Genomic DNA, 21,310 nt, shown 5'->3' with positions numbered 1-21,310 from the left:
TTAATTAGTCTCTTCAATTTCAATTTCGGTACTTTCTGTTTCTCCATCTACAGGAGCATTTTCCTTTTTAAGATGTTTATCTAAAAACTTTAGAATTCTACTATATGATTCTATCTGGTTTTCTTTTTTTACAAAACCGTGACCTTCATCTTCAAATAAAACATACTCTACAGGTACACCGTTTTTTCTTACACCAGCAACAATCTCATCACTTTCTACTTGTAAAACTCTTGGGTCTTGTGCGCCTTGTAAAACAATTAAAGGTTTTGTTACTTTATCTGTATGAAACAATGGAGAAATTCGTTTTAACCTCACAGAATCGGCAGTGTAAGGATCACCCAATTCTTTATATAGAGATGTTCTAAAAGATTCCCAATAAGGAGGAATGCTTTTTAAAGTACGCATCCAATTAGTAACACCAAATAAATTTACGCCTACATCAAATTCTTCTGGAGTGTAAGTAAGTGCAGCCATCGTCATGTAACCTCCATAAGAGCCTCCAATAATGCCTATTTTATCGCCATCAATTTCAGATTGTCTTGTTAACCAATTTTTTCCTTCTACACAATCTTGCAAATCTTTCTCTCCGTGGTTGAGGTCATCCATTTGATAAAACGTTTTTCCGTAGCCACTACTACCACGATTATTAACCGCTAAAACCGCATAACCATGATTTACCATATATTGAATAAGTGAACTAAATCCTTGACGCGTTTGTCCTCCAGGACCACCATGAACCCAAACCATTGCTGGTACTTTATTTTCTTCGGAAGCTTGCTTAGGTAAATAATATATAGCAGGAATCATTGTGCCATCAAAAGACTTGAATCGAATTACTTTTGCAGTCACTAAATCGTCTGCATTAATCTCTTCATTTAGAACATTTGTAAGTTTATACTGTTCATTAGTTTCAAAATTATAGGTATATAAATCTGAAGGTGAATTAGAACCTCCAACATACATACGCATCCATTTTTCATCATCGCTAAATCCAACACTAGTAATGCTTTTGTCTCCAAAATCTGGCAAATCAATTGGCTTCATTGTTTTAGAATCTAAAACTTCTATGGCATTTTTACCATCATCGTTAACATAAACGACCATATATTTTCCTTCAGAAGTAAAACCAATTCCCGAAACATCCCATATTTTTTCGATGACCTTTTTCTTTTCCTTAGTAGCTAAATCATATGACATTAAATAAGAGAATTCTGCTCCATCATCTGTTGTGTAATAAAAAGTAGAATTATCAACCGAAAAATCCTGAGCAGAATTTTTGCTTTGGTTCTCATTGACTTTCGTCATTTCTTTGGTCTTAACGTTATAAAGTGATAAATCACTATCATTTGTGTTTAAAGATTTGGTCAGTGCAAAATAGTTTTCATCATTAGACATTCCTGAAAACGTAAGTCCGCTTTCATCTTTATAAATCATTTCCGAAGAAAAATCATCAATTGACATTTTGTAAACATCAAAATAACGAGGATCTCTTTTATTAGAACCAAAATATAGATATTTATCATCGTCAGACCATCCATAGAAACTAGATTTTGCTCCTTTTTCTGGAGTAATATCTTTAATAGTTCCATCAAGTTCTCTAACAAAAAGATGGTCAATTTCATCACCATTTCCATCTGCACTCAACAACATTCTGTTGTCATTGGGAAAATAAGATTCTGAAAAAATAGAAGTGCTGTCTGAAGTTGTAATAGCAGTCATTTCTCCTCCTTTTACAGGAAAAGTGTACACATTATAAATTCCAGATCGGTTACTGGATACGAGAAGAGTACTGTTGTCTGAAGAAAAACTTCCACCTCCAACAGCTTCATTGTCCATAAATTGTTCAATGGTGTACTGCTTAATTTCTCGTTTCACTATAGCCTTTTCTTCAGTGTCCTCTTTACAAGAAAACATTAAGATAGCTAAGCATAATCCTAAAATTTTTGTTTTCATAATGATTGGTTTTAGTGTGTTGTTAATCTAATTTAAATGTTTTTATTTCTTTAAAAGGATTGGTTTTAACTTGTTCCATTTTAGATTGATAGGGTTTCCAATCGTCATTAAAGAAAGTGTTGAGCTTTGTTAATACAGTTTCTAAAGCATCTTTAGCATTTTTTATCAATGTTGTTTCTGTTGAGGTAATCCCATTTTGTCTTGAGCCAACATATTGTCTTGCTTGACCTAATCGTTGCATCACAGTAATTTCTGGATTTCTTGTAATACCTTGACGCTTATCTTCTTTGCCTAAAAATTGGTCAACAATGTTATCAATATTTTTAATAATATCTTTTGAAGCTTTAATATCGTCTTTGTATTTTTTCTTGTCTAATTTATTAAGTAGTGTTTGGTAATCTTTTGCAATTGTTTTGCTTTCAATAAGTTGTTTTACAACATCTGCAGCAGTTTGTTGCATGTTTTCTAATTGTTTAGATGCGTCGTAAACTTGATTAATGTTAGTCATTGAAGCATTGGTACGTGGATCTGATTTTACGGTTATCATTTCTTTGGAAGTTTGATCTCCAAAGTTCATCACTAACTTATAATTTCCTGGTTTTACTGAAACTCCTCCAGATTCATTTTTACGTTTTCTAATACGTTTTGAAGGATAATCTACACCAGATTCATCCATAAACCAAGTCCATTTGTAGATTCCTGTTGAGTCTGGAGCCTTTTGTTTGAGTGTTCTGATTAAGCGATCACCATCATAAATTTTTAGGTGGATAGAGTCCCATTTTATTGCCATTTCTTTTACTTCGGAAACATCTTCACTCACATCCATATCCTCTTTTAGGGCACTGAGCGAAGTTGAAGCGTCATCATCTTCCTCATTATTTTTGTTTTCTTCGGAATTCTCCTCTTTCTTATCCGTTTCTTCATCGCTTGATTTAGCCGATGTGTCAATTTTTACAAAATAAGAGAGTCTAGCTCCATAACCTCTGTTTTCTCCATGATACATAGCGTCTGCTCCAAAACGACTTCCTGTTGGTTGCTGATACGCAGCTTGGTAAGCAGTTGGTGGTTCAAATAGTTCTAGTTTTTGATTGATAATTTGTTTGTTTTTTGCTATATCACGCAACGGTCTAATATCATCCATAACCCAAGCAGCACGACCAAACGTACCAATAATTAAATCATGTTCTCTTGGATGAATTACCAAGTCTTTAACAGAAACTGTAGGAAAGCCATTGGTCCATTTTGTCCATTTGCTTCCAGCGTCGAATGAGATGTATAATCCATCGTCTGTACCTAAAAACAAAAGGTTTTTTTCAATTGGATCTTCAATGATAGATAGCGTGTAGCTTTCTACATCTTCAGAATCAACAATGCGAGTCCAAGTTTTTCCGTAGTTAGTAGTTCGGTAGGCGTAAGGTGTGTAGTTAAAACGTCTATAATCATTAACGACTAATAATGCTTCTCCTTTATTTTTATTGGAAGCTTTTATTTGGGTAACCCAACTTCCAGCAGGTAAACCTTTGATGCCTTTTGTGACATCATTCCAAGAATCTCCTCCGTTTATTGTGAAATGTACTTTACCATCATCTGTTCCTACCCAAAGCATGTTTTTTTCTAGAGGAGAAGGTTCAATCACTAAAATTGTGGTATGATTTTCTGCTCCTGTTGCATCCATAGTAAGACCACCACTTTCAGATTGTTTCTGTTTTTCAGGATCGTTGGTGGTTAGATCTGGAGAAATGACCGTCCATGTATCTCCTTTATCTAGGGATTTGTGCACAAACTGACTTCCGAAGTAAAGTGTACTATTATCAAAAGGATCAATATTTATTGCAGAGTTCCAATTAAAACGTAATTCGACGTTTGGATCTGGATGTGTTGGTTTAACCGAATAATTATTACCAGTTTGCCAATCATATCTACTCACATAACCTTGTTGACTCATTGACCAACCGTAGCGAGAATCATCTTTATCTGGCACAACATCAAAACCGTCACCAAAACTAATTTCTTGCCAATAACTATTACGAATGCCCTGAACTCTCCATGCGTAAGCTGGTCCTCTCCAAGAACCATTATCTTGCATGCCTCCATAAACATTGTATGGAATTTCATTATCTACATTGATATGATAAAATTGCGCAACAGGTAAATTACCAATGAAACGCCAAGATTTTCCACCATCTTTTGTGATGTTCATTCCGCCATCGTTGCCATCAATCATGAAGCTACCATCGGTTGGATGAATCCACCAGGCGTGATGATCTGGATGCACACCATTATCTACACCATAAGCTGGCATTAATTGGGTGAAGTTTTTTCCGCCATCTTCGGAAACGTTTATATATGTAAATACAGAGTAAACACGATTTTCATTTTGTGGGTCAACATAAATTTCAGAATAGTAAAAAGGTCTGTTTCCTATACCACCAGAACCTCTACCACTGGATTTATCATTGACTTTGTTCCACTTAAAACCGCCATCTTCACTTTTATAGAGTGCGTTTTTCTTCGCTTCAACAAGAGCATAAATAATATTAGGTTTGTTTGGTGCAATGGCAACTCCAATACGACCTAGATTTCCTTTTGGGAAACCTTCTTTATCTGTTATTTTTTTCCAGGTTTTTCCACCATCATGTGTGATGTGTAAACCAGAACCTTCTCCACCAGAATTAAAAAACCAGGGATCACGTTTGTGTTCCCACATCGTAGCAATTAATTTGTTAGGATTTGTTGGATCCATAACGAGGTCTGCTACACCTGTTTTATTATTAGCGAATAGAATTTTGTTCCAAGTTTTGCCACCATCTGTAGTTTTAAACACACCACGTTCTGGGTGTTCTCCCCAAGGAGAGCCAATTGCTCCAACATAAACTATATCTGGATTTGTAGGATCTACAATGACACGATGAATATGTCTTGTATTTTCTAATCCCATAGAATTCCATGATTTTCCACCATCTAAAGATTTAAAAATACCAAAACCGCCATTTAAACTATTTCTCGGGTTACCTTCTCCTGTACCAGCCCAAATCACACTAGGATTGGATTGTTGTATTGCAACTGCTCCAATAGAAGCAGTGACTTCATTGTCAAAAATTGGAGACCATGTAATACCTCCAGATTCACTTTTCCATAGTCCACCAGAAGCAGTTCCTACATACATAATATCTGTATTGTTATGCACAACATCAATAGCTGTAACACGTCCAGACATTCCACCAGGACCAATATTACGAGGATTCATGTTTTTAAGTAAGTCAAGAGAAATGTCTTGTGCAGAGAGAGTAATTGATGTCAAGAATAACATCAAGAAAAGTGATTTCTTCATTTTTGTTTGGTTTGATTGCTTTAAAGATAAGAAAACATCTTGTCAACTAATACAGTGCTAAATCTTTATAATTGAGATTTAACAGAAAAAAGTTTTATAAAAACAATGATTTTAATTAAGATAGATTTATCCGTAATATGATAAATGTCATATTTATTAACATGTTAAGATGTTATTTTTGTTAAATAAATCAAAATTAAAATGAAGACAACACTAAAATTAATGACAGTATTATTTGTAACACTACTATTAAGTTGTGGAGGCAAAGAAGAAAAAAAGAAAGAGAGCATATCTTATGGTAAAAAAGAAGCTCCAGTAAAGGTAGAAGCACCTAAGGAAACAGGAGTGCCTGCGTCAAAAAGAATAGACTTAACCAGCAAAGGTGTTGGTCCAATTAAATCTGTAACACTTGGAGCAGAAGTGGACCAAAAAATGGTTGCACATGGAGCAGATGTTTACAAAAAAATGTGTACAGCTTGCCACAGAGCAGACAAAAAATTTATTGGTCCAGCTCCAACAGGTATTTTAGAAAGACGTACTCCAGAATGGGTTATGAACATGATTTTGAATCCTGAGCAAATGGTAAAAGAAGATCCTTTAGCTAAAGAATTATTAATGGAATTCAATGGTTCTCCTATGGCAAACCAAGGACTTACAGAAGAAGACGCTAGAGCTGTCTTAGAATACTTTAGAACTCTTAAATAAATAATTATGAAACTAGCCAAAAAACTATTTTTTGCTTTTGCATGCATCGCTTTAGTTAGCTCATGTAAAAACAATAAAAATGACACTTCAACCACGTCTACCGAAATAAAAACGGAAACATCAGCAGCAAAAACTGGTCAAGCTTTTATTGAAGATGATGAGAGTACTACAGTTTTAAGTATAGCAATTGGTTCAAAAGATCACACGACGTTAGTTGCAGCAGTTCAAGCAGCATCTTTAGAAAATGTTTTAGTAAATGCAGGACCATTAATGGTATTTGCACCAACAAATGAAGCTTTTGCAGCTTTACCAGAAGGTACTGTTGAAAATTTATTGAAACCAGAGAATAAAGATGCTTTGGCTAATATTTTAAAGTATCATGTTACTCCAGGCAACTATTCTAAAGATTTCTTAAAGAAATTTAAAAAACTAGGACAAGCTAACAATGGCTATGTAAAAGTTGAAGTTGTAGATGGAGAACCAATGATTGGTGGTGCAAGAATATTAGCAAGTATACCTGCTGGTAATGGTATTGTACATGTAATAGATAAAGTTTTATTACCACCAACTGAATAATAAACACTAATTAAAATTTTATAAACAATGAAAAATATTATAACATCAAGCATTGCAATGTTTGTTATCCTTTTTGGGTTTACAAGTTGTAATAATAGTAGTAAATCAGGTTCTAAATCTGGTGCATTAGCAAGTAATATTGCCGAAAAAGTTTATGTTGCTCCAGGAGAGTATGATTCGCATTATGCCTTTTTATCTGGAGGTTACAGTGGTAACGTAACGGTTTACGGTTTGCCTTCTGGTAGAATGTTTAAAGAAATTCCTGTGTTTTCTCAATTTCCAACCTCAGGTTATGGGTATTCTGAAGAAACTAAACCAATGTTAAATACCTCTCACGGATTTATTCCTTGGGGTGATGCGCATCATCCAGATATTTCTCAATCTAAAGGAGAACTAGATGGTCGTTGGGTTTTTATAAATGAAAATAACACACCTCGTATTGCAAGAATTAGTCTGACTACATTTGAAACCGAAGAAATTATTGAGGTACCAAATAGTGCAGGTAATCACAGTTCTTCTTTTGTAACTGAAAATACAGAGTATGTAGTTGCAGGAACACGTTTTTCTGTTCCAATTCCGCAACGCGACATGCCAATTAAAGATTATAAAGGAAACTTTCAAGGTGCCTTATCTTTTATTAGTGTAGCACCAGAAACTGGAAACATGGATATTAAATTCCAAGTTTTAATGCCAGGTTTTAACTACGATTTATCGCATCCTGGACGTGGAAAATCACATGGTTGGTTCTTCTTTACAACCTATAATACAGAGGAAGCAAGCACACTTTTAGAAGTTAATGCTTCACAAAATGACAAAGATTTTATTGCAGCTATAAACTGGAAAAAAATTGAGGAATATGTAAATAATGGTGGTGGAAAAATGATGCCTGCTAATTATGCACATAATGTTTATGATGAGCATACACACACAGCAACATCTACTATGAAAAAAGAAGTTCGTGTTGTAAATCCAATAGAGGTTCCTGGAGCTGTTTATTTTATTCCAACTCCAAAATCACCTCACGGTTGTGATGTAGATCCTTCTGGAGAATACATTGTAGGTAATGGTAAGTTATCTGCAAACTTAACAGTGCATTCATTTACAAAAATGTTAGATGCTATTGAAAACAAAAAATTTGCAGGTGAAGCTTACGGAATTCCAATTTTAAACTTCGAAGATGTTTTAGCTGGAGTGGTAGAGCAACCAGGATTAGGACCATTACATACAGAGTTTGATGGAAAAGGAAATGCATATACTACATTCTTTATTTCTTCTGAAGTTGTAAAATGGAAATTAGGTACTTGGGAAGTTATCGATAGAAAACCTACATATTACTCTGTTGGTCACTTGACTATTCCTGGAGGAAATTCTGGAAAACCACAAGGTAAATATATGTTTGCAATGAATAAAATAACAAAAGATCGTTATTTACCAACAGGACCAGAAATGGAGCATTCAGCACAATTGTATGATATTTCTGGAGATAAAATGGAATTACTTTTAGATTTCCCAACACATGGAGAGCCTCATTATGCTGCTGCAATGGAAGCAAGTATTATTAAAGAGCAATCTCAAAAAATCTATAAGCTAGCAGACAACAAGCATCCTTATGCAGCTAAATCAGATGCAGATACTAAAGTGGTTAGAGAAGGAAAAGACGTACATATTTACTTAACAACTATTAGAAGTCACTTCTCACCAGATAATATTGAAGGAGTAAAAGTAGGTGACAAAGTATTTTTCCACGTTACTAATTTAGAACAAGATTTTGATGTACCTCATGGATTTGCGGTAATAGGTCAAAACAATTCCGAATTACTAGTTATGCCAGGACAAACAAAAACATCTGTTTGGGAACCAAAACAAGTTGGTGTATGGCCATTTTATTGTACAGATTTCTGTTCTGCATTACACCAAGAAATGCAAGGTTATATTAGAGTGTCTGCTGCAGATTCAGACACGTCAATTAAGTGGTCTCTTGGCGAAGATATAGAATAATTAATATTAAAAGAATTAGAGGAATTTTGTTTTAGTGTTTATTTCTCTAATTAAGGCGAGAGTTATTTATTTCGCTCTCGCCTTTCTTTTTAAAACACTTTATTCTGTTTACACAGAAACCTCACTGAATATATTATATTAAATATTAAATACCATGAAAAAGGCTAGCATTATAATGATTATAGGTTCATTACTGTTATTAGGGCTTTTTAAATTTCCATTATGGAACATTATGCTTGGAGCACCTCAATATCCAGATCCTTTAGGGATGAATATTTATATTGATGGTATTAAAGGCGTTTCAGAATTTGATTTGCAAAATATTGATGGATTAAACCACTACATAGGTATGAAAACCATACCAAAAGCTGAAGAAATGTGGGAATTCTCAATGTTTCCAAAGGTGATATTTGGAATGGCTATGTTAGGGGTTATTATTGGCCTACTAGGTTACTTTGACAAAGTAACTTATAAATATTTTATTGGTTGGTTTGTTTTAATGTCTATATTGGGTGTATTAGGTATGTACGATTTTAATAATTGGTTAGCAGATTATGGTGGTAATCTAGATCCACATGCTATTATAAAAGTTACCAATCCAGATGGTACACCAATGTCATACAAGCCACCATTAATTGGTTTTAAGAAACTATTAAACTTTGATGTTACTTCATTACCACATAAAGGAGGATATCTTATGTTTGTAGGAATGTCTTTAACGCTTGTCGCTTTTTGGTTAGGCCGAAAAACGAGTTTGAAGAAAATAACATAGTAATTTTATATTTTCAAAACACTAAAAAAATGAAAACACTAAAACACTATTCACTACTCATATTACTGCTAATTTTTATAAGCTGTAATGTGTCACCAAAACCCATAGATTATGGTAATGATGGTTGTCATTTCTGTAAAATGACTATCGTAGATAAAGTTCATGCAGCAGAAATTGTAACTAAAAAAGGAAAAGTCTATAAGTTTGATGCAACTGAGTGTATGGTCAATTTCATGAATGAATTTGATACTTCTGAAATAGCATTATATTTATCAAATAACTACACAAAACCAGAAGAGCTAATTGATGCTACCAAAGCAACATTCTTAATTAGTAAAAACATTTCGAGTCCAATGGGAGCATTTTTATCAGCTTTTAAAGATAAAATTGATGCTGAAAAAGTACAAGCAGAAAAAGGTGGCGAACTATATTCTTGGACAGAGTTACTAGCGCATTTAAATAACTAGTCTCATGAGAAATCTAAGTCTGTTTTTGTTAGCTATTTTACTAGCTAGTACAAGTGTCGCCCAAACGATAGAGGTTTGTAAAACATGTCCTATTTCAACTTTAAAAGACGCTATTAGCCAAGCTAAAGAGTTTGATACTATTGTTGTAAAAAAAGGAACTTACAAAGAGCATTCTATTATAGTAGATAAACCTTTAACAATAATTGGAGAAAACTACCCAGTCATTGATGGTGAGTTAAAAGGAGAAATTATAACAATAACTGCAGATGATGTTACTGTAGATGGTTTATTTATAATTAATGTTGGTACAAGTTACACTGAAGATTATGCTGCAATAAGAGTTAGACGAAGCAAAAATTTTGTGATTCAAAATTTAGTTTTAGAAAAGCTTTTCTTCGGAATATATATCGAGAAATCCAAAGACGGAAAAGTATTTCATAATAAGATTATTGGTGATGCCTTAGAGGAGTATAACTCCGGAAATGGGATTCAATTATGGTATAGCAATAACATTCAAATTGAACAAAATTATGTGGAGCATGTTAGAGACGGAATTTACTTAGAATTCTCAGATAATTGTCTAATAAAAAACAATGTTAGCGCTTTAAATATACGCTATGGCTTACATTTTATGTTTTCTAATGATGATATATATCAAGACAATACTTTTGAAAATAATGGAGCAGGAGTAGCAGTCATGTTTTCTAAGAAAATTAAAATGTATAATAATACCTTTAAAGAGAATTGGGGAACTGCATCTTATGGTATGTTACTCAAAGAAATTAATGATGCCGAAATAATTGGGAACACTTTTGAAGATAATACTATTGGTATTAACATAGAAGGATCTAACCGAATCATTTATAAACACAATAATTTTTCAAATAATGGTTGGGCAATTAAAGTAAAAGGAGCATGTTATGCCAATACGTTTACAGAAAATAATTTTTTATATAATTCTTTTGATATTGCTTACAATAGTAATGTAAATGATAATGTTTTTGATAAAAACTATTGGAGCAATTATACAGGTTACGATTTAGATAAAAATGGAATAGGAGATGTGCCTTACAGACCAGTGAAGCTGTTTTCTTACATTGTAAATCGTACTCCAGAAACCATTATTTTATTGCGTAGTATGTTTATAGATATTATTGATTTTTCTGAAAAAGTATCACCAGTATTTACACCAGATGATTTACTAGATAACAATCCACTAATTAAAAAAATAACATGGTAACCATTCAAAATTTACATAAAAAATTTGGTAAAAATCAAGTGCTAAGTGGTGTAGACTTAAATATAAGTGAAGGTGGGATTTTTGCTATTCTAGGACCAAATGGCTCTGGTAAAACAACGTTAATTAAATCTGTTTTAGGAATGGTTATTCCTAATAAAGGAGATATAACTGTACTTGGTGAAAACATTAAGAAAAACTCAGAGTACAGACATAAAATTGACTATTTGCCACAAATAGCTAACTTTCCTAGCAATCTTCGGGTAAAGGAATTAATCAAAATGATTAAAGACTTACGTAAGCCTACAGATGAAGATCAGCGTTTAATTGAACTATTTAGATTAGAACCTTTTTTAGATAAAAAATTAGGAAACCTATCCGGAGGAACAAAACAGAAAGTAAACCTTGTGTTAACCTTTATGTTTGATAGTCCGTTAGTTATTTTAGACGAACCTACAACAGGTTTAGATCCAATATCATTAATACGCTTAAAAGATTTAATAAAAGCAGAAAAAGCTAAAGGAAAAACCATACTCATAACCTCGCACATTATGAGTTTTGTGGAAGAAATATCAGATGAAATTGTATTTATTTTAGAAGGAAAAATTTACTTTAAAGGGCCAATTTCAGAATTAAAAACCAAGACCAATCAACCCGATTTCGAACATGCAATTGCGTCTATATTAACAGATAATCATGCTTAAAATATTAAAATATAGTTTTTACGACTTAATGCGTAGTCGTTGGAGTTACGTCTATTTCGCATTTTATTTATTGTTAGGTATTGTATTATTATTTTTAAATAATGATTTATCTAAAGCAGTAATTACTTTAATGAACGTCATTATTGTTTTAGTACCATTAATTGGGACTATTTTTGGAGTCATGTACTATTATAATTCGCAAGAATTTACAGAGCTACTATTAGCACAACCTATAAAACGCTCGTCTATATTTTTAGGACAATATTTGGGTGTTGCTTTATCACTTTCTATGAGTTTAATTTTAGGTTTAGGGATTCCGTTTGTGTTTTATGGTTTGTTTGAAAGTAGTGCTATTTGGGACTTTTCGTTATTACTAATTACAGGAACTTTTTTAACTTTAATTTTTACAGCATTGGCCTTTAATATTGCGCTCTCAAACGAAAATAAAATTAAAGGCTTTGGTTATGCCATCTTGCTTTGGCTATTTCTTGCAGTTATTTATGATGGCTTGTTTTTAATGACCTTAATCATGTTTGAAGATTACCCTTTAGATAAACTATCATTAATTGGCACCATGTTAAATCCTATTGATTTATCTCGAACTTTAATTCTTTTAAAGTTAGATATTTCAGCATTATTAGGATATACAGGAGCTGTTTTTAAACAATTCTTCGGAACAAGTTTTGGACTAATAGTATCTTTTGTGATGTTAACTTTTTGGGTGGTTATGCCAGTTTTACGAATTGTCTTTAAATCGAAAAAGAAAGATTTTTAATACACTTAATTTTTAATTATGAATAGGTTTTTAATAACTATATGCTTACTAATTTTTATAATTAGTTGTAAAAGCGAAACTAAAAAGTTGAATTCAAATCAGGATTCTAGTAATGAAGCAATTTCAATAATAGATACGTTATCAATTAAACTTAATGTTGATAAAAAATGGATTGCTAATGTAGAAACACATGAAGGCGTTTTAAAAATGGATTCTATTATTTCAGCATTTAAATCAGGTAACCAAACCACATATAAAACTTTAGGGAATAATCTTTCAAAGCAAACAAGCTACATTATAAAACATTGTAGTATGAAAGGAGAGCCACATGACCAATTACATGTGGTTTTAGTACCTATGCTTGATGAAATTTCAATTTTAAAAGAGGAAGAGGATGAACAAAAAACTCAAGCTGCACTTCATAATTTAGAACAGTTAGTTGATGCTTATTTCAAATTTTTTAAAATAAAATAGACTTTTCTTTTACAGTACATATTACATCCAAAATTCATCTTCTAGATTATCTTCAAAAGATTCTGGTTGATGAATTTTTTCTATTTCAAGCATTTGAGCATCTGTAGCAACCTTTTGTATTTCTGGAAATAAAATGCGCTCTTCAAATCTAATGTGTTGTTCTAGTTCTTCTTCGATTCTACTCAACGTTTTTGAATCTTCATTTTCTTCGGAAAATAAGCGTTTTATACGTCTGTGATCTGCTAAAGCTTTTTTTGTCAGGTCATTTTCTTCTTCTAAAATAGAAAATATATGTGCTTCTTCGATTTCAAAGTGTGGTATGAGGTGATGTTCAAAAAACCAATTTGCATAAATTCGTATTCGTTTTGGTTCAATGTTTTTCTTAAAACCAGTTCTTATCTTCCAGGATAATAATAATCCATGATGATGTTCTCTACTTAATGGTTGTAAAGCTTTGTGTCGTTTTTGTGGTTCTGGACTCATGTGTTTTTGTGTTTAAAATATTAATAAGTAAGAGTGAAATTCCTAATGGTAAGAATATACTGCTTATAAAAAGTAAGACGTAGTAGTTTGGTAATATTCCATTTCCGAAGTAAAAATTAACACCTTGAATAAGTAATAAAATTTCTGTAGACACAAACCCTAAAAGAAAACTGAAAACTGCTGTATGAAGTGTTCTGTTATAGGAAATGAGTTTAGTATTTAGTATGAAAGCAAATAAAAACCCAGTAATAACTCCTAACATGAGTAAATGAATAAACCCAATTACAAAATTATGATGTGTATAAACTACTTCTGCAAATTCTGGTAGTATTGAGAGCGATTGAACAATTGATTTTAATATAAAGCAAACAATAGCGAAGCTATATAAATAGACTGTTAATTTAGAATTTTGATTGCGTATGAGTTGCTTTTTAGGTTTAATGAGTTTTAAAAAAACATATAGAGTAGCCAATTGTAAAATAATACCAATGGCATTAAGATATAATAAAATGGTGTGAGGTGCAAACCATTGAATTGGTAAGGCTAAGGTTAAAATGGTAGACGTTATTAATAATTTAAAAAACAATCTAAATTGATTAGAATCGTCTATGTTAAACAAATGAAATAAAACAGCAATAACAGCTATTAAGAACCAACCATTAAATTGAAAATGTAAGAAGAATTGTATCGCAATTTGATAAAATGCAGATGCTTGACCAAGCATAGACACAGCTGGTCCTAAACACCAAACGCCAAGTGTAGAAATTAGCATAAATACAAGCGCAAGTCTTAATAATTTGGAAGTGGCTTGAGATTTAGTTTTATGATGTTTCCAAATAAGATACACAAAAGCGTAGCTACATAGAATATGTAATGTTGAAAATGAAATTGAAATTACTGCATAACCTTGAAAAGGGAAACTTATCATCATACCAACAACCGCAAATTGGGTAAGCCAAAATAATCTTTGATAAATGGGTTTTCGTTTTGGTACAAAATAGTGTACAATTAATACAAAAAGTATTAAATAAACCCATCCCAACATAGCGACATGAGAATGTGCATGCGTTAAGAAACGATAATTTATTTCTATGGATTGAATAAATGAAAACCGCAATGCTAATCCCATAAGTGCAGCAACTAAAAAATTTAGGAGACAAACAATGACAAGTTTTTTTTGCATTATAAATTAGTTTCTATTGGTCAATTAATGGTTTTAAAAGAAAACTTCCCTGAGTCTCTTTATACAATTTCTATGTTTTTTTTTCGAAAAAAAAACAGTAATTATAGTAGGTTAAGTAACTCAAAGGAAGTGTAACTTCAGCTTAAAACCAATTGTTAGCTAAATAATTTCTCCAATTTTATGGCTTCAGGAAATAGGATGTTGTTTTCTAAATGGATATGTAAATGTAAATCTTTTTCAAATTCATCTAGCATAGCAAATGTGACTTTATAGGTGTTACAAGCATCTGAAGGCGGATTGTAATCATCAGTAAGTTCTGCAATTTGTCTAAAACGTTCACCTTCATTATCGTGCTCTTCCATCATCATTGCGATTGGGTTTTCAACGGTTTTAAATTGTGGAGATTCTACTGCTCCATGATCTAAATTAGCTTTGACCATTTTTTTAATGAAAGGGAAAAGTATGAGTTCCTCTTTTTTCATATGAGCAGTTAATTCACCAGCCGAAGCAGTAAACAATTCATTTATTTTAAAAAGCTCTGGATGGCGTTCTCCATGAACGCGACACAGTTTGTCTAAAAACTGACGTAACACAGGTATCTTTTCTTCAACATATCTATGATGCTTTTTTTCGATGTATTCTACCAACAAATCTAAAGGCCAAGATTTGTAATCTATAGATTGATTTGATGAGGTATTTAAAACAGCTTCTAGTTCTTCAATAACTAGAGTGCTATCAATCCCTTTTTTTTCGCAAGCTTCTTGTATAGATCTGTTTCCGTTACAGCAAAAATCTATTTTGTGTTTTGCAAAAACAGCTGCTGTTCTAAAATCGTCTGCAACAAATTCTCCAATTTGTTTTTGGGTGTTATTAAGTATTGTTTCCATGATTATTTTTATTTCGGACAAATTTATCCTATTTAAATTTAAATTTTTTTAAGTGAAACTCAATTTTCAATTTGAAAATTGAAGGTTGAACTCATCCCAATTTTATATTGGGATCTTAATGTTTGGTTGTGTTTTAGGTTTTTAAAAATGAAACACCAGTTTTGATGTCAAGCGCTAATTCTTCTAGATTTGTGTTTTCTAACATAGTTTTAAGCCCTTCTCTTATGCTTATGAACTTATCATGTACTGGACAAGGATGTTTATCATTGCATTTTTTTAATCCCAATCCACAACTTTTATAAATATTGTCTCCATCAATCGCTTCAACAATTTGAGATAATTTAATAGTAGCAATATGTTTTTTATCAATCTCAAAACCACCATAAGCTCCTTTCACAGATTTTATAATATCATGCTTCACTAAAACTTGTAATATCTTCGCAGTAAAAGCCTGAGGTGAGTTTATTTCTTCTGAAATTTTCTTAGGAGATACACGTTTCCCGTCATACGAATTTTTCGCAATAAATATAGAGGCTCTTATGCCATATTCACAAGCTTTAGAAAACATGTCTATGTGTTTTTATACTATAAAAATAGTGTTTTTTTTAATGCGGATAGATCTATCTTAATTAAATTTTTGTTATAATTTAATCATTATTAATATTTAAAGCAATTTCTATCATGGTCTTAAATGTAGATTCACGATCATCTGCTGAAAGTGATTTTTTCGAAACTAAAGAATCTGAAATTGTTAAAATTGAGAGTGCATTTACATTGTATTTGGCTGCAATTGTGTATAAACCAGCAGTTTCCATTTCTACACAAAGCACTCCAAAATCTGCCCATTTTTTATATGAATTAAAGTCGTCTTCGTAAAACTCGTCAGATGATAGTACATTACCAGCTTTTACTGAAATATTATTTGCTTTAGCATATGAGGCTGCTTGCATAAATAAGTCAAAATTTGCTGTAGGAGCATAATCTGCATTTATAAATCGAGAATTATTAATACCTGAAGTTGATGATGCAGACATTGCTAAAACAACGTCTCTAATTTTTACGTGTTTTTGATAAGAACCAGCAGATCCTACTCTAATTAAATTTTTTACACCATAGTTATTTATGAGTTCATGACAGTAAATCAAACAAGAAGGAATACCCATACCTGTACCTTGAACTGAAACACGTTTTCCTTTATAAGTACCTGTGTATCCCAACATACCTCTAACATCATTATATAATGTAGGTGTGTCAAAAAATGTTTCTGCAATCCATTTAGCTCTCATTGGATCTCCAGGTAATAAAACAGTGTCTGCTATGTCTCCTTTTTTTGCTTCAATATGTGTACTCATTATATTTTAATATTATTAGTTCGTAATACTTATATTTAGGTGTTTAAGATAATTAAAAAACAAATCCTGAAAGAAATCTTTCAGGATTTATTGTTTTAATGATGATATACTAAAACTGTTCAATCAAATAATTTATTAAATCTGTTGTTGTTACAATACCAACCAATTTATTATCGTCTATTACTGGCAATGCATGAAATTCTTTTTTAGAAAGTACTTCTGCAACTTCTTTTATTGTAGAATTAGAATTTACGCTAATAAGATTTTTAGCCATTACTTGCTCAATGGTAAACATATTATAAACTACAGTGTCTACATCTTGTTCTTCCTCATCTATGGCATCAGCAAAACTAATTCTTAATAAATCTGTATAGCTTAACATACCTATTATTTCGTCGCCACTTACAACTGGAATATGACGAATTTTATTTTTTTTGAAAAGCGATTCTGCTATTTCTAGATTATCTGAATGATTTAGAGTGATAACATCTGTTGTCATTATTGCAGAAATTGGTGTTCTTTTTTTCATATACTTAGGTTTTAAATTCTATAGTAAAGTTAGCACGAACAATATTTAAAAACTATGATTAATGTCAGTTACAAAAGTTAATGACAGTCTATTTCACTAGAAGAAATTTCTATAATTGGAGCAGGAGATAAGTAAGGAATCCCTAATCCCATACCACGAATTATAAATAATAGTCCTATAATAACAACAAATACAGGAATTGCTTTTTGAATACGTTGTTTTATAGTACTATTTAAAAATTTGCCAAGATAAATAGCAGTGGTCATTAAAGGTATTGTTCCTAAACCAAAGAGTGACATATAGAGACTGCCTTGAAAAGCATTTTGCATTGTCATAGAAGCAAAAACTGCCATGTATACTAATCCGCAAGGGAGAAATCCATTAAGGAATCCTATAGTTAAAAATGTATCTGCAGTTTTCTTTTTTAAAGATTTTCCTAAAGATGTTTTTACTTTGGAAATGAGCCTATATAAAGGTTTTGAGAAGTTGTATTTATTAAAGGTCTGAACCGGAATCAAGACAACTACGATCATTAAAATTCCGATAATAATTGAGAGTTGCTGTTGTATTCCGAAGAGATATAAACTTTTACCTACTAACCCAAAAACGAGACCTATTATGGAGTAAGCGAGTAATCTTCCGAAGTGATAAGAAAAAATCTGAAATACTTTTTTTGCAGAATTACTTCTATCTACGGGTAACATAAAGGCGATAGGACCACACATGCCTACGCAGTGAAAACTTCCTAAAAGACCAAATAACAGCGCAGACCAAAGCATTTTTTTATTTTAATATGTAATCTCTTTTTTGTAGAGATATGATTTTCCATTATATTGCCAATCTACTCTAATGTTCCAACGACCATCCAATAAACGTTTGTCAGGTATGAGCAAATTTTGGTTAGACAATGAAATTGCAGTTTCAAAGTCAACTTGTTTATTAGATGGCCTATATAGGAACACTTTTCCAGTGATTTTATCTGTATCTAAAGATTCGGGAAACGAAATTTCTAAACCCTTATCTGTACGTTTCCATGACAGGTTAGATTCTAAAGTTTTAGAATTGTTTTCTTTATCGATATCGTTTTGTAGTTCTAATTCTGCTTCATAATAATCTTCTCTTACTAAAGATGTATCATATTTATCTGACATATTCATGTTGATAACGAAATACATAATAAAACTAATAAAAGCTATAAATGCGATGACAATACCTGTTCCCCAATTAAATTTCATAATCATTGCCCAAAAATGGGTGTCTATTCGTTAAACTATTATTTTGTTTCATATCTACAAGATTTCAAAATCTTGTAAGATAATTTAGTTATAACTTCTTGGTCCTAAAAAGTTAACAGTTGTGGTTTCAATCAATTCATCTTTGCTATAAACCTCAATCATTAATTTGTTTTTATCACCAGAAAGTTCACTCTTGTCGATTTCTATAAATAATGTGCCTTCGGCAGCGCCTTGAGCTGGTACTTCAAAATTATTAGACGTAGATACCAATTTGATTTCACCTTTGTACTTTCGTAATTTAAAGCTTACATCACTTATAGTATCTGTGGTTTTGTTAATCAATTTATAGGTAAATACATTACTAATAATGTTACCTTCTTTATGCTCATATAATTGGCCAGGAAGCCTTAATACTCTTGCTTCAACATCTGTTCTTAATAAAAGTAAACCTGATAGTACACCAATTAATATAACTAAAACTGCTGTATAACCTTTTAATCTAGGTGAGAATTCAAATTTCTTTTTGTTTTCTATTTCATCTTCACTTGCATATCTAATCAATCCTTTTGGAAGGTCAATGCTATCCATAATATGATCGCATTCATCTATACAAGCTGTACAGTTTACACATTCTAATTGCGTACCGTTTCTAATATCAATTCCTGTTGGACAAACATTTACACATTGTAAACAATCAATGCAATCTCCATGACCAAGAGCTTCTCTATCTTCATTTTTTCTGAATTTTTTTCGTCCATTCTCAGCTTCACCACGTTTATGATCATAAGCAACAATGATAGATTTGTTATCTAAAAGAACGCCTTGCAATCTACCATAAGGACAAGCAATAATACACACTTGCTCTCTAAACCATGCAAACACAAAATAAAAAACTGCTGTAAATATAATAAGCGGAATGAGTGTTCCTGTGTGAGCGAAAGGACCTTCTGTTATGTATTTAATGAGTTTGTCACTTCCAATTAAATACGCCAAAAAGACATTCGCAATAAGAAACGAAATGACTAAAAAGATAAACCATTTTAAAAGGCGTTTTCTAATTTTTTCTGCATCCCATTTTTGTCTATCTAATTTGCGTTGTTTGTTTCTATCACCATCAATCCAATATTCGATTCTTCTAAAAACCATTTCCATGAATATGGTTTGCGGACAAATCCATCCGCAGAAAATACGTCCAAAAGCTACTGTAAAAAGAGCGATGAAAATAACACCAATCAACATTGAAATCACAAAAAGGTAAAAATCTTGTGGCCAAAATGGAAAACCAAAAATATTAAAACGACGTTCTAATACATTGAACATTAAAAATTGATTGCCACCAACTTTGATAAATGGAGCAATAAATAAAAACGCTATTAGACCATAGCTTACAATTTTTCGCTTTTCGTAATAGCGACCACTTGGTTTTTTTGGATAGACCCAAGCACGTTTTCCATCTTCGGTAAGTGTACCAATAGAATCTCTAAAAGTTTCGTTTTTGGGTGTTTCCATGATTTAATTTTCTTCTATTGTAATAACAGAGTCTGTTTTTCCTTCTATCGCTTTCGTAGGTATATCTTGAGTAGGTGCATTTTCACTAACCCAAATATCACCATCAGGTGCTTTTGGTTCAGCAGGAGTAGTACCTTCAAATTGTAAAACATAACTTGCAACTTGAGCCATTTCCGCAGGTTTCAAACTTTGTTTCCATGAGATCATTCCTTTTCCATCACGACCGCCTTCAGAGATTGTTTTAAATACATTTTTGATTCCTCCACCTAAAATCCAATATTTATCGGTTAGGTTTGGACCAATTCCACCACCACCATCTGCTTTATGACAAGCTGCACAATTGGTTTCAAATATGGCTTTTCCAGCATTGATATCACTTGCATCTGTTAAAACTGTTACAGTATTAAAATCTACCAAATCTTTAGCAGTTTTTTTATATTCTTCTATGTCAATTTTTGCCTGAGCAATATCTGCTTGAAGTTCATCAATTTGGTTATCACCATTAAATACATGATATTTTGTCAAATAAAACACGCCAAAAACTATAGAGGCATAAAATCCATATTTCCACCAAGGTGGTAAATCGTTATCCAATTCTTTAATACCATCGTAATTGTGATCCAAAATAATGACATGTTCTTGCTCTATAGGTTTTTGTCCTAAAGATTTAGTATACGTCTTATTAATCCATTGGATTAGTTTAGAAGGCGCATCTCGCTTTGCATCATATCTCGCTTTTGCTTCAGTGTCTAAGCTTTGGTATAATACATTGTCTAAGGCTCCAACAATACTTTCTATTGCTATGAGTATAAGTAAGACAAGTAATAAGAATAATGCAACTAGTGGTTGTTCTATGAATGCAGGTTTGTCACCAGAATCTATAAAATATTCTGTAAGTCCTACGATGATAAAGAATACAGCAGGTATTCTTATCCATGATGGTATATTTCTCATAGTTCTGAAGTGTTTTGGTTATCTAATGGAATATTACTCACAGTCGTGATGTAGTCTTTTTTAGCAGTAATTACCCACCAAAATAAGATGACAAAAAAAGTGAAGAATATGATTAAGGAAATCATAGGATATATTTCTATTCCTGTGATACTTTCCATGTGGTTTTTTACAAATTTTAACATGATT

At 32.0% G+C, this 21,310-nt stretch carries 22 protein-coding genes; 9 read left to right on the top strand and 13 right to left on the bottom strand.

Annotated elements, in window-relative coordinates; genetic code table 11:
- Both IM744_RS11145 and IM744_RS11140 read right to left on the bottom strand, forming a co-directional pair.
- Positions 1-1,953: a S9 family peptidase gene (locus IM744_RS11145; RefSeq protein ID WP_194508219.1), complete on the bottom strand. Its 1,953-nt coding sequence runs from the start codon at positions 1,951-1,953 to the stop codon at positions 1-3.
- A 22-nt stretch (positions 1,954-1,975) separates the two neighbouring features.
- A complete protein-coding gene (locus tag IM744_RS11140) occupies positions 1,976-5,284 on the bottom strand; it encodes a WD40/YVTN/BNR-like repeat-containing protein (RefSeq protein WP_194508218.1) in 3,309 nt (1,102 codons plus the stop codon).
- A 201-nt stretch (positions 5,285-5,485) separates the two neighbouring features.
- Here IM744_RS11140 and IM744_RS11135 point away from each other — a divergent pair, with 201 nt between their 5' ends.
- The 9 genes from IM744_RS11135 to IM744_RS11095 all read left to right on the top strand — a co-directional run bounded on the left by IM744_RS11135 (position 5,486) and on the right by IM744_RS11095 (position 12,992).
- A complete protein-coding gene (locus tag IM744_RS11135; protein ID WP_194508217.1) occupies positions 5,486-5,989 on the top strand; it encodes a c-type cytochrome in 504 nt (167 codons plus the stop codon).
- A 6-nt stretch (positions 5,990-5,995) separates the two neighbouring features.
- Complete coding sequence (locus IM744_RS11130; RefSeq protein WP_194508216.1) at positions 5,996-6,565, top strand: fasciclin domain-containing protein; 570 nt, start codon at positions 5,996-5,998, stop codon at positions 6,563-6,565.
- A 27-nt stretch (positions 6,566-6,592) separates the two neighbouring features.
- Positions 6,593-8,563, top strand: a complete 1,971-nt coding sequence (gene nosZ / locus IM744_RS11125) for a Sec-dependent nitrous-oxide reductase (RefSeq protein ID WP_194508215.1) — start codon at positions 6,593-6,595, stop codon at positions 8,561-8,563.
- 154 nt (positions 8,564-8,717) lie between these two features.
- Complete coding sequence (locus IM744_RS11120) at positions 8,718-9,335, top strand: hypothetical protein (protein ID WP_194508214.1); 618 nt, start codon at positions 8,718-8,720, stop codon at positions 9,333-9,335.
- 29 nt (positions 9,336-9,364) lie between these two features.
- Positions 9,365-9,802: a nitrous oxide reductase accessory protein NosL gene (locus IM744_RS11115; protein WP_194508213.1), complete on the top strand. Its 438-nt coding sequence runs from the start codon at positions 9,365-9,367 to the stop codon at positions 9,800-9,802.
- 4 nt (positions 9,803-9,806) lie between these two features.
- The gene (locus IM744_RS11110; RefSeq protein WP_194508212.1) at positions 9,807-11,042 is read left to right on the top strand and encodes a nitrous oxide reductase family maturation protein NosD; all 1,236 of its coding nucleotides are present in this window, start codon (positions 9,807-9,809) and stop codon (positions 11,040-11,042) included.
- A complete protein-coding gene (locus IM744_RS11105; RefSeq protein WP_194508211.1) occupies positions 11,036-11,743 on the top strand; it encodes an ABC transporter ATP-binding protein in 708 nt (235 codons plus the stop codon). The genes IM744_RS11110 and IM744_RS11105 overlap by 7 nt, the downstream gene beginning before the upstream one ends.
- On the top strand, positions 11,736-12,518 hold the full coding sequence (locus tag IM744_RS11100; protein WP_194508210.1) for an ABC transporter permease: 783 nt from the start codon (positions 11,736-11,738) through the stop codon (positions 12,516-12,518). The genes IM744_RS11105 and IM744_RS11100 overlap by 8 nt, the downstream gene beginning before the upstream one ends.
- 87 nt (positions 12,519-12,605) lie before the next feature.
- A complete protein-coding gene (locus IM744_RS11095) occupies positions 12,606-12,992 on the top strand; it encodes a hypothetical protein (protein ID WP_241738318.1) in 387 nt (128 codons plus the stop codon).
- 21 nt (positions 12,993-13,013) lie between these two features.
- Here IM744_RS11095 and IM744_RS11090 read toward each other — a convergent pair whose 3' ends face one another.
- The 11 genes from IM744_RS11090 to IM744_RS11040 all read right to left on the bottom strand — a co-directional run bounded on the left by IM744_RS11090 (position 13,014) and on the right by IM744_RS11040 (position 21,306).
- Positions 13,014-13,475 carry a hemerythrin domain-containing protein gene (locus tag IM744_RS11090; RefSeq protein ID WP_194508208.1) on the bottom strand — a complete coding sequence of 154 codons (462 nt, stop codon included), beginning with the start codon at positions 13,473-13,475 and terminating at the stop codon, positions 13,014-13,016.
- Positions 13,426-14,658 (bottom strand): hypothetical protein, encoded by a 1,233-nt coding sequence (locus tag IM744_RS11085; protein ID WP_194508207.1) that lies wholly within the window; start codon positions 14,656-14,658, stop codon positions 13,426-13,428. Before IM744_RS11085 ends, IM744_RS11090 begins: the two co-directional genes overlap by 50 nt.
- A gap of 155 nt (positions 14,659-14,813) precedes the next feature.
- Complete coding sequence (gene ric, locus IM744_RS11080) at positions 14,814-15,545, bottom strand: iron-sulfur cluster repair di-iron protein (protein WP_194508206.1); 732 nt, start codon at positions 15,543-15,545, stop codon at positions 14,814-14,816.
- Between the two features lie 133 nt (positions 15,546-15,678).
- Positions 15,679-16,113, bottom strand: coding sequence for an RrF2 family transcriptional regulator (locus tag IM744_RS11075; RefSeq protein WP_194508205.1), 435 nt, complete (start codon positions 16,111-16,113; stop codon positions 15,679-15,681).
- Positions 16,114-16,192: 79 nt separating this feature from the next.
- The gene (deoD, locus tag IM744_RS11070; RefSeq protein ID WP_194508204.1) at positions 16,193-16,897 is read right to left on the bottom strand and encodes a purine-nucleoside phosphorylase; all 705 of its coding nucleotides are present in this window, start codon (positions 16,895-16,897) and stop codon (positions 16,193-16,195) included.
- A gap of 109 nt (positions 16,898-17,006) precedes the next feature.
- A complete protein-coding gene (locus tag IM744_RS11065; protein WP_194508203.1) occupies positions 17,007-17,426 on the bottom strand; it encodes a CBS domain-containing protein in 420 nt (139 codons plus the stop codon).
- Positions 17,427-17,503: 77 nt separating this feature from the next.
- Positions 17,504-18,205 carry a sulfite exporter TauE/SafE family protein gene (locus IM744_RS11060; RefSeq protein WP_194508202.1) on the bottom strand — a complete coding sequence of 234 codons (702 nt, stop codon included), beginning with the start codon at positions 18,203-18,205 and terminating at the stop codon, positions 17,504-17,506.
- A gap of 9 nt (positions 18,206-18,214) precedes the next feature.
- Positions 18,215-18,667, bottom strand: a complete 453-nt coding sequence (locus IM744_RS11055) for a FixH family protein (protein WP_317175392.1) — start codon at positions 18,665-18,667, stop codon at positions 18,215-18,217.
- Between the two features lie 78 nt (positions 18,668-18,745).
- Complete coding sequence (gene ccoG, locus IM744_RS11050) at positions 18,746-20,170, bottom strand: cytochrome c oxidase accessory protein CcoG (protein ID WP_194508201.1); 1,425 nt, start codon at positions 20,168-20,170, stop codon at positions 18,746-18,748.
- 3 nt (positions 20,171-20,173) lie between these two features.
- On the bottom strand, positions 20,174-21,124 hold the full coding sequence (locus tag IM744_RS11045; RefSeq protein WP_194508200.1) for a cbb3-type cytochrome c oxidase N-terminal domain-containing protein: 951 nt from the start codon (positions 21,122-21,124) through the stop codon (positions 20,174-20,176).
- Positions 21,121-21,306 (bottom strand): CcoQ/FixQ family Cbb3-type cytochrome c oxidase assembly chaperone, encoded by a 186-nt coding sequence (locus IM744_RS11040; protein ID WP_194508199.1) that lies wholly within the window; start codon positions 21,304-21,306, stop codon positions 21,121-21,123. The genes IM744_RS11045 and IM744_RS11040 overlap by 4 nt, the downstream gene beginning before the upstream one ends.
- Between the last annotated feature and the right edge of the window lie 4 nt (positions 21,307-21,310).

This window comes from Psychroserpens luteus (assembly GCF_015319355.1).
GTDB lineage: Bacteria > Bacteroidota > Bacteroidia > Flavobacteriales > Flavobacteriaceae > Psychroserpens > Psychroserpens luteus.
This window is presented reverse-complemented; position numbering and strand designations above follow the sequence as displayed.